We start from the raw sequence: 13,457 nt of genomic DNA, 5'->3' as shown, positions 1-13,457 counted from the left end.
GCCGGGCTGCGTATACTACGCCTTTCGCCCGCAGAGTCAAGCGCTTATTAGCTTTTTCTCTGCCCGACCTCACAATGTTTATCAGCGTTGTGTCGGTCAGTGGTGGCGCATTATAGGGCGTTCTTTGGCGCTGGCAATAATTATTTTGAAAAAAATTGATCGTTTGATTAATTCCACAGCAAAGCTCTACTTTATACCTACTTACCAACAGATTTATCCACATATGGCTAGTTGGATGAAAATTTATCGAGCATCACGCAAACGTTTTCGTTACAATTCGGTGGTTAAAATCATCAAGCGATTTTATCTGACTACACTGAAATGTTATTGCAGTGCCCATTTTTTATGTCCTGATATAGTGGGTTCTTCCCAATAACATGTTACTGCCTTACAAAATCCAAGGGATCAAATCAATGCAACAGCTTCGTCCAATCCGTCGTGCCCTGCTTAGCGTTTCCGATAAATCAGGGGTTGTTGAATTTGCAAAAGCCTTATCTCAACGCGGTGTCGAATTGCTTTCTACTGGTGGCACAGCTCGTTTACTCGCTGAGTCAGATCTAAAGGTTACTGAAGTTTCAGACTACACCGGTTTTCCTGAAATGATGGATGGCCGTGTTAAGACGCTGCATCCTAAAGTACATGGTGGAATCCTTGGCCGCCGCGGACAAGATGATGAAATCATGGCACAACACCAAATCTCACCGATCGATATGGTGGTTGTGAATCTATATCCATTCGCTCAGACCGTAGCTAAATCAGATTGTACTTTGGCAGATGCCGTTGAAAACATTGATATCGGTGGTCCAACTATGGTTCGCTCTGCGGCTAAGAACCATAAAGATGTAGCGATTGTGGTAAATAGTAAGGATTATGAAAAAATCATTGAAGAGATGGATAACAATCAGGGGTCATTAACACAATCAACTCGCTTCGATTTAGCCATTAAGGCTTTTGAACACACCGCTGCTTATGACAGTATGATTGCTAACTATTTTGGCAAGCTGGTTCCTCCTTATTATGGCGATACGACTCAACCATCAGGACGTTTCCCTCGTACTCTGAATTTGAATTTCATTAAAAAGCAGGATATGCGTTACGGTGAGAACAGCCATCAGGACGCTGCATTCTATATAGAAGAGAATCTTTCTGAATCATCCATTGCAACTGCAACTCAGTTACAAGGTAAGGCTCTTTCCTATAACAACATTGCTGATACCGATGCAGCGCTGGAATGTGTTAAGGAATTCGTGGAACCTGCATGTGTTATTGTTAAGCACGCTAACCCATGCGGCGTAGCAATTGGTAAAGATATCCACGATGCTTATGATAGCGCATTCAAAACAGATCCAACCTCCGCTTTCGGCGGTATTATTGCTTTCAACCGCGAACTTGATATTAAAACTGCACAAGCCATTATCGACCGCCAATTCGTCGAGGTAATTATTGCCCCCTCAGTAAATAAAGATGTACTACCGGTGCTAGCTACCAAACAAAATGTCCGTGTTCTGACATGTGGTAAATGGGAAGACCGGGCTGCTGGCCTCGATTTTAAACGAGTTAATGGTGGCCTACTGGTACAAGATCGCGATATTGGTATGGTTGCAGTAACTAACCTACGTGTGGTTTCCAAACGTCATCCCACCGAACAAGAAATGAAAGATGCTCTGTTCTGCTGGAAGGTCGCTAAATTTGTCAAATCTAATGCCATTGTTTATGCAAAAAATGATATGACCATTGGTATTGGTGCAGGCCAAATGAGCCGTGTCTATTCCGCAAAAATTGCTGGGATTAAAGCAGCCGATGAAGGCTTAGAAGTTCAAGGATGCGCAATGGCATCTGACGCCTTTTTCCCATTTCGTGACGGCATTGATGCCGCTGCGGCTGTCGGCGTGAGTTGCATTATCCAACCCGGCGGTTCAATCCGTGACGACGAAGTGATTGCCGCGGCTGATGAACACGGTATTGCTATGATTTTCACCGGCATGCGCCATTTTCGCCACTAATCAATAGCAGGAGTTAATCTGATGAATATTTTAATTGTTGGTAGCGGTGGACGCGAACATGCGCTGGCATGGAAAGCAGCTCAATCTCCTTTAGCTGATAAAGTCTATGTCGCTCCAGGAAATGCAGGAACTGCCCTAGAAAGCAATCTCGAAAATATTGATATTTCAGCGACAGATATCAACGGCTTGTTAGTATTTGCACAAAGCCATGATATTGGGCTGACTATCGTTGGCCCTGAAGCACCATTGGTGATAGGTATTGTCGATGCATTCCAAAAAGCCGGGTTGACTATTTTTGGTCCAACTCAGGCAGCCGCTCAATTAGAAGGCTCAAAAGCATTTACCAAAGATTTTCTGGCACGTCATCAAATCCCAACTGCGGCTTATCAGAATTTTACAGCTATCGAACCCGCTCTTGCCTACCTGGATAAAGTCGGCGTTCCTATTGTTATAAAAGCTGACGGACTGGCTGCGGGTAAAGGTGTGATTGTTGCGATGACACTGGAAGAAGCCCAATCCGCCATAAAAGATATGCTAGCCGGAAATGCGTTTGGTGATGCAGGCCATCGTATTGTTATTGAAGAGTTTCTAACAGGTGAAGAAGCTAGCTTTATCGTTATGGTCGACGGTAAGAATGTTATTCCGATGGCCACCAGTCAGGATCATAAACGCATAGGTGATGGTGACACGGGTCCAAATACTGGCGGAATGGGAGCCTATTCTCCCGCTCCAGTCGTCACCGATGAAATCCACCAGCGTATTATGGAAGAGATTATTTATCCTACTGTTAACGGTATGGCTGCTGAGGGTCATATCTATACTGGTTTTCTTTATGCCGGCTTGATGATCAGCCAAAATGGCGAACCAAAAGTGATTGAATTTAACTGTCGCTTTGGTGATCCAGAAACGCAACCCATCATGATGCGTATGCGTTCTGATCTTGTTGAACTCTGTCTAGCTGGTGCAAAAGGAGAGCTTGCTGGTAAAACGTCTGATTGGGATGAACGCCCTGCTCTGGGTGTGGTACTCGCTGCCGGAGGGTATCCTGCTGATTATCACAAAGGGGATATTATTCATGGTTTGCCCCAACAAGAAAATGAAAGTAGCAAGGTTTTCCATGCTGGTACAGCAATGAAAGGCAATGATGTTATTACCGCAGGTGGACGCGTTCTGTGTGTTACAGCATTAGGAGAAACCATTATAGATGCACAGAAAAATGCTTACCAACAAGCAGAAAAGATTGAATGGAATAGCTGTTTTTACCGCAAGGATATCGGCTATCGGGCAATTAACCGATTGAAGTAATCATAAAACTGACGAGGGTCAGAGACTGTCCTTCGTCGGTTCCCAACGACAAAAGTCATTATTGGCTACCAACAGTAATTCGCGGCCAGCAGGCGCTTCCAACCAAGCAATGGTTAATTGGCTGTAGCTACTTTTTTCACGCTGTTCAAGCCATGACCTCGCGTAAGGTTCAAACTCAACGGAAATCGTTTCACCTGCACAGGTAGTGACTTTACCGTTATTCCAGTGCCCTTGCACCAAACGCACATTTCCCACTATCAACGCATCACTTAATTCAAGCGTCCGTTTAGCATTAAACTGCATACGAACAATATCATCGCTAGAAAGTGGCTCTCGTCGCGTTTTCGACTGCTTTTGCATAAAAATCACATCACCGGATTTATTCAAACGAAGTTGTTCAGATAGTGGATTTTTATCATTCAAAATTTCACGACGAATTTGGCGCAAATCTCCCTGCTTATATTCATAAAAAGTCACGACGGTATTGTCATTACGGTAGGGGCTGTAAACACTCATCAGCACCTGAGGTTTACTGTTCTGATCGTTGAGACGCCACAAGCGGACAACACCATCATTGGCAATGAATCCACTTGCGCTGAAAGAAGGTTCTTTAGGTTGATTGGTACAGGCGCTGAGCGCGAAGACGAATCCTAGTGTCATCAGCCCCTGACGAACCAACAAAAGGGGATAAATAATACCCCTTCTATTTTTTCTTTTTTGCAATGAAATTATTTAACTGCGTCTTTCAGAGCCTTACCAGCAGAGAAAGCAGGTACGTTTGCAGCCGCGATTGTAATTTCTTTACCGGTTTGCGGGTTACGACCAGTACGTTCTGCACGATGGTTAACTTTGAAAGTACCAAAACCTACCAGTTGTACTGAATCGCCCGCTTTCAGGGATTCGGTGATTGCATTCAAAGTTGATTCCAGAGCAGCTTTTGCCTGAGCTTTAGTCAGGTCTGTGCTTTCTGCGATTGCATCAACTAATTCAGTCTTATTCATAGATTATCCTTACAGTGTGTTTATCGTTTGCAAAGCATCGAGTGCGACGGATATGCCGAATGACAGCACCCCTGCATACACGCACCGATAGCCACTTCTTTTCACCCCCCAAATGTAGAACAGAGTGGGGGCAAAAGTGAAGCCTTTGAACATGGCATTTAAAGCATTAAATCACGTTTTTTCACTTTACTGCGTTAAATTTATACCAATGTTGCTCATTCCTGACTCCCGGAGGTCAGCTTTCAATCCTTTAATCAACTCAATATCCCGCTCTTCGCAGCTAACCAATAAGCGATAAATTTCCCATTGGATGTCCCACTCTTGTGCAATAGCAGGTAATATTTTTAGTTCTTCATCGGTCATTTCTTTCCCGGCCTGAGTCATTTCAAGCATAGCAACAGTGCGGATTGAAATTTCACTCACTGCAATTGCATGCTCCAATGTTTCACCACTCAGACGGGAGTGAATAATTTCCCCTAATGCAATACATGCATCAATTGCCGGGTACACACCGTAAATATCGTAATCATCCGCAGAGGGAATAATTTGTTCCAACTTTTCCAACTGATTATCAAAATTCACCTTGGCATCTTTTACAACTAATATTTCCCACACCAAATCCAGAATACGGCGGTAAAGAGCAGGTTCTGCAAACGCCGTCTGGCAACAGAACATCTGGTAATTTGGATACATCCGTTCGCATAGACTTGCCATAAAGGTCAGATGCTGCCAGCTTTCAAGTTTTTCCAGCCGTAAATGTATCGGGTTTCGTAACATTAGTTTTTACTCGTTATGCACAATTTGCTCCGCAGTTTACCTGAAATTCAAGAATATCCACACGCTTACACCGAATTTAAGGATTTTTCTGTATCATTTGTTCAAAAAATGGCCTATTTGAGGCTATACCATCTGCCCAACGGGTTGTTTCAGGCAAGCGGTAACCTTTCATACAACATTCCACCCATAGCAATGCGCTATCAAGACTGATTCTGTGTCCTGTAGAAATATACAACGGATTACAACGTTTTTTACTTCTCCATACCCAACCAATCTGCTCCTCTTTATCAAACAAAGGTTGGCAACTGCCGGGCTGTTCCCCCAATGGTTCACTTTCACCACATAAACGACGTTTTGCCACACCAATTGTGGGCACATTAGCTAATAAACCAAAATGGCTAGCAACACCTAAACGACGTGGATGAGCAATGCCATGACCGTCCACCATTACTAGATCAGGTTTGTATTTCAACAACTGCCAAGCAGCCATTAATGCAGGATATTCACGGAAAGAGAGTAAACCGGGAATATAAGGCAGCGTAGTTTCAATTCGAGCTATCTGATATTCCACCAGTTCAAGAGCAGGATAAGAAAGAACCGCTATCGCTGCACGGGTAATAGTTCCCTGCCGTTCGAAACCCACATCAGCACCAGCAATCAATTTAGGTGGGGAAAAATCATCATAACAGATAACCTGTTGAGCCTTTGCTATTTGTTCCTGCCGTAATGCTTTCGTATTAATCATATTTTTACTGATGATATTTAGCTGAAAGTTTATGTACCGCTTCGACAAATACCCCTGCGTGTTCCGGCAGTATATCCTGATGGATACCATGACCAAGGTTAAAGACATGACCAGAACCCGTCCCAAAACCTTGCAAAATTGTCGAAACTTCCTGCTCAATCCGTTCTGGAGAGGCGTATAACATGGATGGGTCCATGTTACCCTGCAAAGCGACTTTATTCCCCACACGACGGCGCGCATCGGCAATATCTGTCGTCCAGTCCAAACCAAGCGCATCACAACCGGTTTCAGCCATTGCTTCCAGCCATTGTCCACCACCTTTAGTAAACAGTGTCACCGGCACACGACGCCCTTCATTTTCACGGATCAGACCATCAACAATTTTGTGCATATAATGTAAGGAAAATTCCCGATAATCCCGCCCCGTCAGTACTCCACCCCAAGTATCGAAAACCATCACAGACTGAGCACCTGCCTTAATCTGAGCATTGAGATAAAGAATAACGCTGTCTGCTAGCTTATCCAGCAACAGATGCATTACGGTAGGTTCGGCATACATCATTTTTTTAATTTTAGTGAATGCCTTGCTGCTACCACCTTCCACCATGTAAGTTGCCAGTGTCCACGGACTACCAGAAAAGCCTATCAAAGGAACCTTGCCCGCGAGTGCCTTACGAATCGTACGCACGGCATCCGTCACATAGCCCAGCTCCATTTCCGGATCAGGCACCGGCAGCTTTTCCACATCAGCGCGGCTGAAAACAGGAGATTTAAAACGCGGACCTTCACCTGCTTCAAAATAGAGCCCCAGTCCCATCGCATCAGGAATAGTGAGAATATCAGAGAAGAGAATTGCCGCATCCAGTGGATAACGCTGCAAAGGTTGTAAAGTGACTTCACAAGCGAGCTCAGTGTTTTTACACAAAGCAATAAAATCACCGGCTTTAGCACGAGTAGCCTGATACTCAGGTAAATAGCGGCCAGCCTGGCGCATCATCCAAACAGGGGTAACATCAACGGATTGGCGTAATAAAGCTCGTAAATAACGATCATTTTTCAGCGCATTCATGACAGGCTCCATCTATATTTATTGGCCGCAACATAATCTGACTACAATGATTAGAACGTCATTGTAACATGACAGGTAAATCTCTCCCGTTGAATTGCGCCAAACAGTACATCATCACGTATTTCGGCACAGAACAACCGTATCTTCAATCAACCGACGGGCAATAGTATTATGTGGTGGAATCAATGGCAGTTGCTCATAGTGATACCAATCTGCACTAATCAGCTCTTGCGGATCATGGCGGATCTCACCACTATCATAATCAGCCAGAAATGCCATCATCAATGAATGAGGGAAGGGCCACGGTTGAGAAGCCACATAACGTAAGTTGCGAATTTTAATATTACTCTCTTCCATCACTTCGCGGGCTACAGCTTCTTCGAGTGTTTCACCGACTTCAACAAATCCCGCAAGGACGGTGTATATGCCTCCACGATGACGCTGATGTTGAGCCAGCAAAATATGATCATCCCGACGAATACCGACGATAATACAAGGCGCAATCTGCGGATAATAACGTTCATGACAGTGATGACACAAGCAAGCCCATTCACTGACACTATGGTGCATTTCACTGCCGCAATAACCACAATATTGATGAGAGCGATAAAACTCTGCCAATTGCACTCCCCGGCCAGCTAATTGAAACAAGCCACGATCACTTGCAACAATTTGCCGTAAAGAAACCATATCTGAAGCCATTTTCTGACGGATAAGCCAAACTTTCTCACCCTGCCACTCACCAATAGGCAAGGCTATTTTTCCTTGCAATGACCATTGGACAGCAATTCCAAAAGGTAATTCCCCTTCCGGGAGCCAAATACGATTTTCATCGCTGATAATCCACCAGCCACGTTCTGTACCTGTAATTTGTTGTTGCATCATCATGACATCATAATTACGATTAATATCTGTATAAATCATACGCTTTCTAGTCAGAAAAACATGCTTTTATTGCTATTGGTCACTACACAGTATTACAAGCATTATTCTCAGTTATCAATGTGCTTTGACTTGAGGAACACAACATCATGCCACAACTGCTTGTAGTATTTGATCTGGATGACACCTTAATTTCCGGTGATTCCAGCGCTATATGGACAGAGTTTTTATGGGAAAAAGGCATAATTACTGATCCCAGCTTTATCGAAGCAGACAAAAAAATGATGGTTGATTACAGCGCAGGTATGCTGAATATGAACGACTATCTGGCATTCAGCCTGCAAACATTGCATCAGGTTCCACAAGAACAAGTTGATCTTTGGCTGACTGAATTTGTTAACGAAAAAATCAGACCTCGATTTTATCCGCAAGCTAAAGCTCTTATTGCAGAGTATCAACAGCAACAAGTCCCAATTATGATCATCTCAGCCACAGTCTCTTTTATTGTAAAAAAGATTGCTACCGAATTGAATATTCACACGGCACTGGGCATTGATATGGTAATGGAAAATGGCTGTTATACCGGTAAAATAGATGGAATTGCGACTTTTCGTGAAGGTAAAGTAAAACGGATAAAACAGTGGCTGGAACAGAAAAATAGTTATCCCCAAATTATTCGCTTTTACAGTGATTCAATTAATGATCTGCCAATGTGTCAATTTGCCGATGAGGTAATTACGGTCAATGCTGATGCCCATTTAAAAACCGAAGCACAACAACATGGCTGGCAACAATTAACCTGGTCACTGTAAATACTTTCAATCAGTAAGGGTTGTAGTTTTCATAATCCCTTCTATACCCGTCATCTTTCAAGTTGCTTCTTTGTTGGCTGCACTCTCTCACCCCGGTCACATCGTTATCTATGCTCCCGGGGATTCGCTCCCTTGCCGCCGCGATGCATCTTGAAATCCATAGGGTATATACTACTGTTTACTTTCTTGTCGGAGTACCTAGCGTAAGCTGTTTCGCCGCATTATTTTAATTAGACAATTATTGAATGTATTGTGTCATTCAGCATCTCTGCATTCATGAAGTAATCCAAAAAACAGTTTGGTGATATAGTGGCAGACAAGGAATGTGCCACTATATTGTTCAGAGGGTACAAGCTGTATGCTCCTTCCCTCCCACCTGAAATGATGTGCTCAAGATAAACCGGCTTAGTTAATATATTGGAATAATTGAAGAAACACGGAGAACCGTTTATCAATTTCTCTGGCATGAGGTCGAATATAGCTATGCCACTGTGGAGATAAAGATCGATAAACGCGAATTCTATCTGACGCATCTCATCAAGAATATCCATACAAATAAAGTTATCAAAAACCATTTTCTGTGATTCATTCATAGCTGTATTGCAAACCAGTTCATTAAAAAAAATATGTTCGGATAACTGACTTGGTATTTCAATAGTTGAGCGGAAATCACTGTGATAAAGACCTCCATTAATACTAGCCATACCAATACTAATCAGATGACCAATTTCATGAATTACCGTTTTTATTTCAGCTATTCCCAATGGCTGATGAAATAAAGCAGATTTTAGATAAGTTACTGATACAGAGCTATCAAAAATTTTGTCACAAGATATCGCTGTCACTGTACCTTGTATCTGACATGCTTGTATAACAAAACAAAATGAACGCTCATCATTAGTTGATACACGGATGATATACCTGTTTGTTGACTCACATTCAATACTAAAATGAGCCTAGCTATGTTTATTTAAGTAAGAAAAAATTAATCTAAGTATTTCAGGCAAGTGAAAATTAAAACATGGCAACGATAGCCTATTTATCAGATTTTTCTGATACATACGAAATGTATCTGGCTCAGTGAATTGTTTTATATCAATTCCAAAATGATTACAAAGATTTTTTAGTAAATTTATAATTTTATGATAATAAATTTCCAATGTGTTCTTAATATTCTCAGTATCCTTATTGAAAAGATAATTACATTTATATGAAGCAAAATTTTTATACCCTAGTCTTTGCACGAAATAATTTCTTGCTCCAATCATTTCATCTATAAGATGAAAAATTTTATTTAAAACCTCCTTATTCTCATCATTAATCGAGTGTTTAACTTCATATGCTCTATGTAGATTATCTATACCCGTTATCTTTCAAGTTGCCTCTTTGTTGGCCGCACTCGCTCACCCCAGTCACATAGTTACCTATGCTCCCGGGGATTCACTCCCTTGCCGTCGCGATGCATCTTGAAATCCATAGGGTATATAAATATCTTTGGCAAATTCCGCCCAATTTGGAGTGTGAATGACACAATCCGCTAATTTTTTCTCAAGTTGGCTGAATGTTAAGAAAAAATTATCAGGAGATATCACACCAAGAATATATTTATCATGCAAAATAGCCATTTCTGAATGAATAGAATTTATGTTCTGCATGATAAACTCCAAAACCTATTAAAATCAATTTGTATACCGTGGCAACAATAATATAATATCGGAAATAGTTTCTTAAGGTGTTCCCTTGCATCTTGGTATGTAAAAAAGCCTTTCTTTTCTACACACCATATTATCTGTTCAAGTATGTCAGCGACAATAACGTTAACCAAATTAGAGAATATATCTTCAGGAATAGAAATATCTTCAGTCTGAACTCTTAGTGTTACAACATTACCACTCTTTGATATATTATCATAACTTTTTGCATAATGAACTCGCCCATAATAATAAACAAGTAGCTCAACATCCTTTCCAACAATTTGTTGTATATGTTCCCTATCTTTATAACTCACACCAGAATTATTATATATTGAATTTTCATCATATATTGAATGTAACATTCCTGCATTACATACTACTTCTTCACAACCATATTTATTTAACAATTTGGCAGTATTAACCAAGTGCGACGAATAATGACGATCATATACCTTGTCTTTATCAATTTGGTAAAATTTTTTAATTTTTGTCAATATGCTCATAAATCACCATAATTTTTATCATAAATAGAATCTATTTCTTCTTTATCTTTACTAAGCAAATCATCAAACATAGGAATATATTTCAGTAATAGAGAAACAACACATATTAGAAAACCACCAATAAGAAGTACAACAGAATAATTCCATTTTTCTATTATCATAGAGAAAAGAATGAATCCGAAAGGATTCCCCAATCCAATAAAAGCGGTATGAACTGTCTGTATTTTTACTCTATGTCTTTCCGGTATAGCGATGGAACGACTGGATTCTATGCTGACATTATTCAGTATAACAGAGACTCCGATCAGAAAAGCCAAAAGACACCAGATGATATGACTGATAAACAAAGATAAGCCAACCAGACATAATCCTATCATGAAAAACGAGAAAATAACGGTGCGAGCTTTACCATATATTTTTTCAAAATAGGATTGGAAAAATACGGAAGCACAAATTGCCCCAATCGCAGCGCTCGCTTCTATTATTCCAATCATAATAGCACTTGAGTGTTTTACTGACTCTACAAAATATGGAATAACAAGAGAAGAAAACGGAACTAGAATCATATTCACTAACAGAGATGAAAGTGCCCAATATGGCTCAAAACGATAACGAAAGAAAAGCCTCATACTGTTAAGTGCAGAAGATGGATTATCTTCCTTCTTCTGCAAAATCCCTGTCCCCCGATTTTTTACTCCATATAGAATGCATACGGATAGGAAAATTAATCCGCATAACGTCCATGTCATATTAATTATCCCTATAACTTCATATCCTGCCATTCCCAAACCGATACCAAACACATTAAGAGACGCCTGCAACAAAAATGTCTTACGATATGCTTCATCAAGTTCATGTTTACTGACAATAAACGGGATATAAGCATTCACAACAGGAGAATAAAGAGCATCAATTAAGCCAAGTATAATACTAATGATGAAGAAAAAATATATTTCCCCACCGTAACTAATGTTATAAAGGTAATATATTGTTAAAAAAATAAATATAAGATTGAGTACAACAAGAATTTTTTTCTTATCAAGCTGGTCAAAAAGGTGTGACAGAGCGAGACCTGAGATCGTTCTTGAAAGAAAATAAACAAAAAGAAAATACGAAGACAATATTAGCTGGTTACTCTTAATAAGACTTAAAGTGACCAGAGCTACAATTATTCGTGAACTCAAAATATATAATGCTTCCGAAGATCGTATTTTCCAAAAATCATCATTTAACTTCACTGGGAATAATCCTATTCATTTCTTCACCGATACTATCTGAGATAGCACGCCCGATGTCTGTCAATTCTGCATGATTATCTATTATCTCTTTTGTATCCAAGAATTTTTTCAATGCAGTATTAAATCGTGATCTAATTTCTTCTTCATAAATGCCAGAGTATATATTAGACATTTTATATAAAGTTTGACAAATCCGGTTAAGTACAAAATAAGCATGAAATATTCCGATCATGGGTCTGCCATCTTCACGAAATGGAGCTTTATAACGCTCTTCAGGATCATTCAAGACAATATAATCTTGAGCATTAATAATATTTAGTGCATGATGTGCACATTCATGAACGATATGCTCAATATAGTAAGGTACACTATTTTCATCCGCACTATAAAGTAGGATCATCCCCCACATATTAAAGTTGCAGCCTGACCTGATATAATTCCCTTCTGTTTTTCCTGTAAGATATATTGTATCAATAAAACATACACATTCAAGATAGGTATTTTCATCATAGGTTTTCAATAATTCCAATGCTTCTTGTATCTTCTCTATGTCATCTTTTACTTCATGTGCAAATCGGTATCCAACTCTGACTCCTTTATCATCCTGCTCCAATATTTTGAAAAGCATGTTCATATCAAACACAGGCTCGATAAAATAATCCAAAGCTTTAATAGATAGCTCTGGCTTTCCCGTATAATCCTGACATTTTGCTATAGCATTCCGAATGTAATTAATACACAATTCCCTGTTACCCTTTTCGGCTGCATCGATAGCCAAGTAATGAGAAGCACATAAATCCCATTTTATGAAAAATCCATCAGGAACTTTAAAGTCAGACTCGGTTATTTCAATTAAATATTCAAGTGAATTACGGATCTGTAATTCGAAATCAGAGCGGAATTGTTTATGCGGATAACATGTCGTAGCGATATTCATCTTCAAGCTCCATATTATTCCCCTTCGTACAAAATACGAAGGGGAATGATCATAAATTAATCATCGTTTTTGTCATTAACAGCCCAACCAGACAATGGTGATTTAATTTTAACTACTTTAGAAGAGTCAAAGTTTTTCATATCTTATTTCCTTAACAAGTTATAATTAAAAAATTAATGCTTAGCTAAACATTATTTAACATAAAGAAATTTTTCTATTTGTTCACTAAAAAATTAATAAACATGAGAAATTGATCACAAAATAACCAGCAACATGGCTGACAACAATTAACCTGGTCACTGTAAATACTTTCAATCAGTAGGGGTTGTAGTTTTCATAATCCCTTCTATACTACTGTTTACTTTCTTGTCGGAGTGCCTAGCGTAAGCTGTTTTATCGCAGCATACACAGGCTGAGACCGTTAATTCGGGATCCGCGGAACCTGATCGGGTTAATACCCGCGAAGGGAACAAGAGTAATCAACCGCTGTC

The 13,457-nt window shown here is 40.1% G+C and carries 15 protein-coding genes and 1 riboswitch; of the genes, 4 read left to right on the top strand and 11 right to left on the bottom strand.

From position 1 onward, the window contains the following. From AAC155_RS21315 to purD, 3 genes are all read left to right on the top strand, one after another. On the top strand, positions 1 to 376 hold a 376-nt coding region (locus tag AAC155_RS21315), incomplete at its 5' end, for a hypothetical protein (protein ID WP_158536614.1). Positions 377 to 413: 37 nt separating this feature from the next. Next, positions 414 to 2,003 (top strand): bifunctional phosphoribosylaminoimidazolecarboxamide formyltransferase/IMP cyclohydrolase, encoded by a 1,590-nt coding sequence (gene purH / locus AAC155_RS21310; protein WP_113044057.1) that lies wholly within the window; start codon positions 414 to 416, stop codon positions 2,001 to 2,003. 21 nt (positions 2,004 to 2,024) lie between these two features. Next, entirely contained in the window at positions 2,025 to 3,308 is a 1,284-nt protein-coding gene (purD, locus tag AAC155_RS21305) for a phosphoribosylamine--glycine ligase (RefSeq protein ID WP_113044056.1), read from the top strand. Positions 3,309 to 3,326: 18 nt separating this feature from the next. Here purD and AAC155_RS21300 read toward each other — a convergent pair whose 3' ends face one another. The 6 genes from AAC155_RS21300 to nudC form a co-directional block, all read right to left on the bottom strand. Beyond that, positions 3,327 to 3,968 (bottom strand): DUF1481 domain-containing protein, encoded by a 642-nt coding sequence (locus AAC155_RS21300; protein ID WP_113044055.1) that lies wholly within the window; start codon positions 3,966 to 3,968, stop codon positions 3,327 to 3,329. Between the two features lie 68 nt (positions 3,969 to 4,036). Further along, positions 4,037 to 4,309 (bottom strand): nucleoid-associated protein HU-alpha, encoded by a 273-nt coding sequence (gene hupA, locus AAC155_RS21295; RefSeq protein ID WP_012776594.1) that lies wholly within the window; start codon positions 4,307 to 4,309, stop codon positions 4,037 to 4,039. A gap of 186 nt (positions 4,310 to 4,495) precedes the next feature. Next, positions 4,496 to 5,086, bottom strand: a complete 591-nt coding sequence (locus AAC155_RS21290; protein ID WP_113044054.1) for a YjaG family protein — start codon at positions 5,084 to 5,086, stop codon at positions 4,496 to 4,498. A gap of 76 nt (positions 5,087 to 5,162) precedes the next feature. Next, positions 5,163 to 5,831, bottom strand: a complete 669-nt coding sequence (gene nfi / locus AAC155_RS21285; RefSeq protein ID WP_113044053.1) for a deoxyribonuclease V — start codon at positions 5,829 to 5,831, stop codon at positions 5,163 to 5,165. A gap of 4 nt (positions 5,832 to 5,835) precedes the next feature. Then, positions 5,836 to 6,900, bottom strand: coding sequence for a uroporphyrinogen decarboxylase (gene hemE / locus AAC155_RS21280; protein WP_113044052.1), 1,065 nt, complete (start codon positions 6,898 to 6,900; stop codon positions 5,836 to 5,838). Positions 6,901 to 7,014: 114 nt separating this feature from the next. Continuing rightward, positions 7,015 to 7,782: an NAD(+) diphosphatase gene (nudC, locus tag AAC155_RS21275; protein ID WP_113044059.1), complete on the bottom strand. Its 768-nt coding sequence runs from the start codon at positions 7,780 to 7,782 to the stop codon at positions 7,015 to 7,017. Between the two features lie 149 nt (positions 7,783 to 7,931). On the opposite strand from nudC, the gene AAC155_RS21270 reads away from it, so the two are divergent. Beyond that, positions 7,932 to 8,594, top strand: coding sequence for an HAD family hydrolase (locus tag AAC155_RS21270; RefSeq protein WP_113044051.1), 663 nt, complete (start codon positions 7,932 to 7,934; stop codon positions 8,592 to 8,594). A 230-nt stretch (positions 8,595 to 8,824) separates the two neighbouring features. Here the strand turns inward: AAC155_RS21270 and AAC155_RS21265 are convergent, their stop codons facing one another. From AAC155_RS21265 to AAC155_RS21245, 5 genes are all read right to left on the bottom strand, one after another. After that, positions 8,825 to 9,439, bottom strand: a complete 615-nt coding sequence (locus tag AAC155_RS21265; RefSeq protein WP_158536613.1) for a M3 family metallopeptidase — start codon at positions 9,437 to 9,439, stop codon at positions 8,825 to 8,827. A gap of 579 nt (positions 9,440 to 10,018) precedes the next feature. Next, a complete protein-coding gene (locus AAC155_RS21260; RefSeq protein WP_228901802.1) occupies positions 10,019 to 10,249 on the bottom strand; it encodes a hypothetical protein in 231 nt (76 codons plus the stop codon). Beyond that, positions 10,237 to 10,791: a DUF6817 domain-containing protein gene (locus AAC155_RS21255; RefSeq protein WP_113044048.1), complete on the bottom strand. Its 555-nt coding sequence runs from the start codon at positions 10,789 to 10,791 to the stop codon at positions 10,237 to 10,239. The genes AAC155_RS21260 and AAC155_RS21255 overlap by 13 nt, the downstream gene beginning before the upstream one ends. Then, positions 10,788 to 12,029, bottom strand: coding sequence for an MFS transporter (locus tag AAC155_RS21250; protein WP_158536612.1), 1,242 nt, complete (start codon positions 12,027 to 12,029; stop codon positions 10,788 to 10,790). The genes AAC155_RS21255 and AAC155_RS21250 overlap by 4 nt, the downstream gene beginning before the upstream one ends. Then, entirely contained in the window at positions 12,016 to 12,966 is a 951-nt protein-coding gene (locus tag AAC155_RS21245; RefSeq protein ID WP_113044046.1) for an aKG-HExxH-type peptide beta-hydroxylase, read from the bottom strand. Before AAC155_RS21245 ends, AAC155_RS21250 begins: the two co-directional genes overlap by 14 nt. A gap of 360 nt (positions 12,967 to 13,326) precedes the next feature. Then, a riboswitch (TPP riboswitch) is annotated at positions 13,327 to 13,452 on the top strand. Positions 13,453 to 13,457: the final 5 nt, after the last annotated feature.

This window comes from Photorhabdus sp. HUG-39 (assembly GCF_963878365.1).
Classification (GTDB): Bacteria; Pseudomonadota; Gammaproteobacteria; order Enterobacterales; family Enterobacteriaceae; genus Photorhabdus; species Photorhabdus kayaii.
Note: the sequence above shows the minus strand (reverse complement) of the source record. Positions and strands in the feature narration are given on the sequence as shown.

Bases quoted from the DNA above. Each gene is read 5' to 3' on its own strand.
- AAC155_RS21270 (WP_113044051.1), top strand. From the start codon at position 7,932: ATGCCACAACTGCTTGTAGTATTTGATCTGGATGACACCTTAATTTCC.
- purH (WP_113044057.1), top strand. From the start codon at position 414: ATGCAACAGCTTCGTCCAATCCGTCGTGCCCTGCTTAGCGTTTCCGAT.
- hemE (WP_113044052.1), bottom strand. From the start codon at position 6,900: ATGAATGCGCTGAAAAATGATCGTTATTTACGAGCTTTATTACGCCAA.
- nudC (WP_113044059.1), bottom strand. From the start codon at position 7,782: ATGCAACAACAAATTACAGGTACAGAACGTGGCTGGTGGATTATCAGC.
- AAC155_RS21300 (WP_113044055.1), bottom strand. From the start codon at position 3,968: ATGACACTAGGATTCGTCTTCGCGCTCAGCGCCTGTACCAATCAACCT.
- AAC155_RS21245 (WP_113044046.1), bottom strand. From the start codon at position 12,966: ATGAATATCGCTACGACATGTTATCCGCATAAACAATTCCGCTCTGAT.
- nfi (WP_113044053.1), bottom strand. From the start codon at position 5,831: ATGATTAATACGAAAGCATTACGGCAGGAACAAATAGCAAAGGCTCAA.
- purD (WP_113044056.1), top strand. From the start codon at position 2,025: ATGAATATTTTAATTGTTGGTAGCGGTGGACGCGAACATGCGCTGGCA.
- AAC155_RS21255 (WP_113044048.1), bottom strand. From the start codon at position 10,791: ATGAGCATATTGACAAAAATTAAAAAATTTTACCAAATTGATAAAGAC.
- AAC155_RS21260 (WP_228901802.1), bottom strand. From the start codon at position 10,249: ATGCAGAACATAAATTCTATTCATTCAGAAATGGCTATTTTGCATGAT.
- AAC155_RS21290 (WP_113044054.1), bottom strand. From the start codon at position 5,086: ATGTTACGAAACCCGATACATTTACGGCTGGAAAAACTTGAAAGCTGG.
- hupA (WP_012776594.1), bottom strand. From the start codon at position 4,309: ATGAATAAGACTGAATTAGTTGATGCAATCGCAGAAAGCACAGACCTG.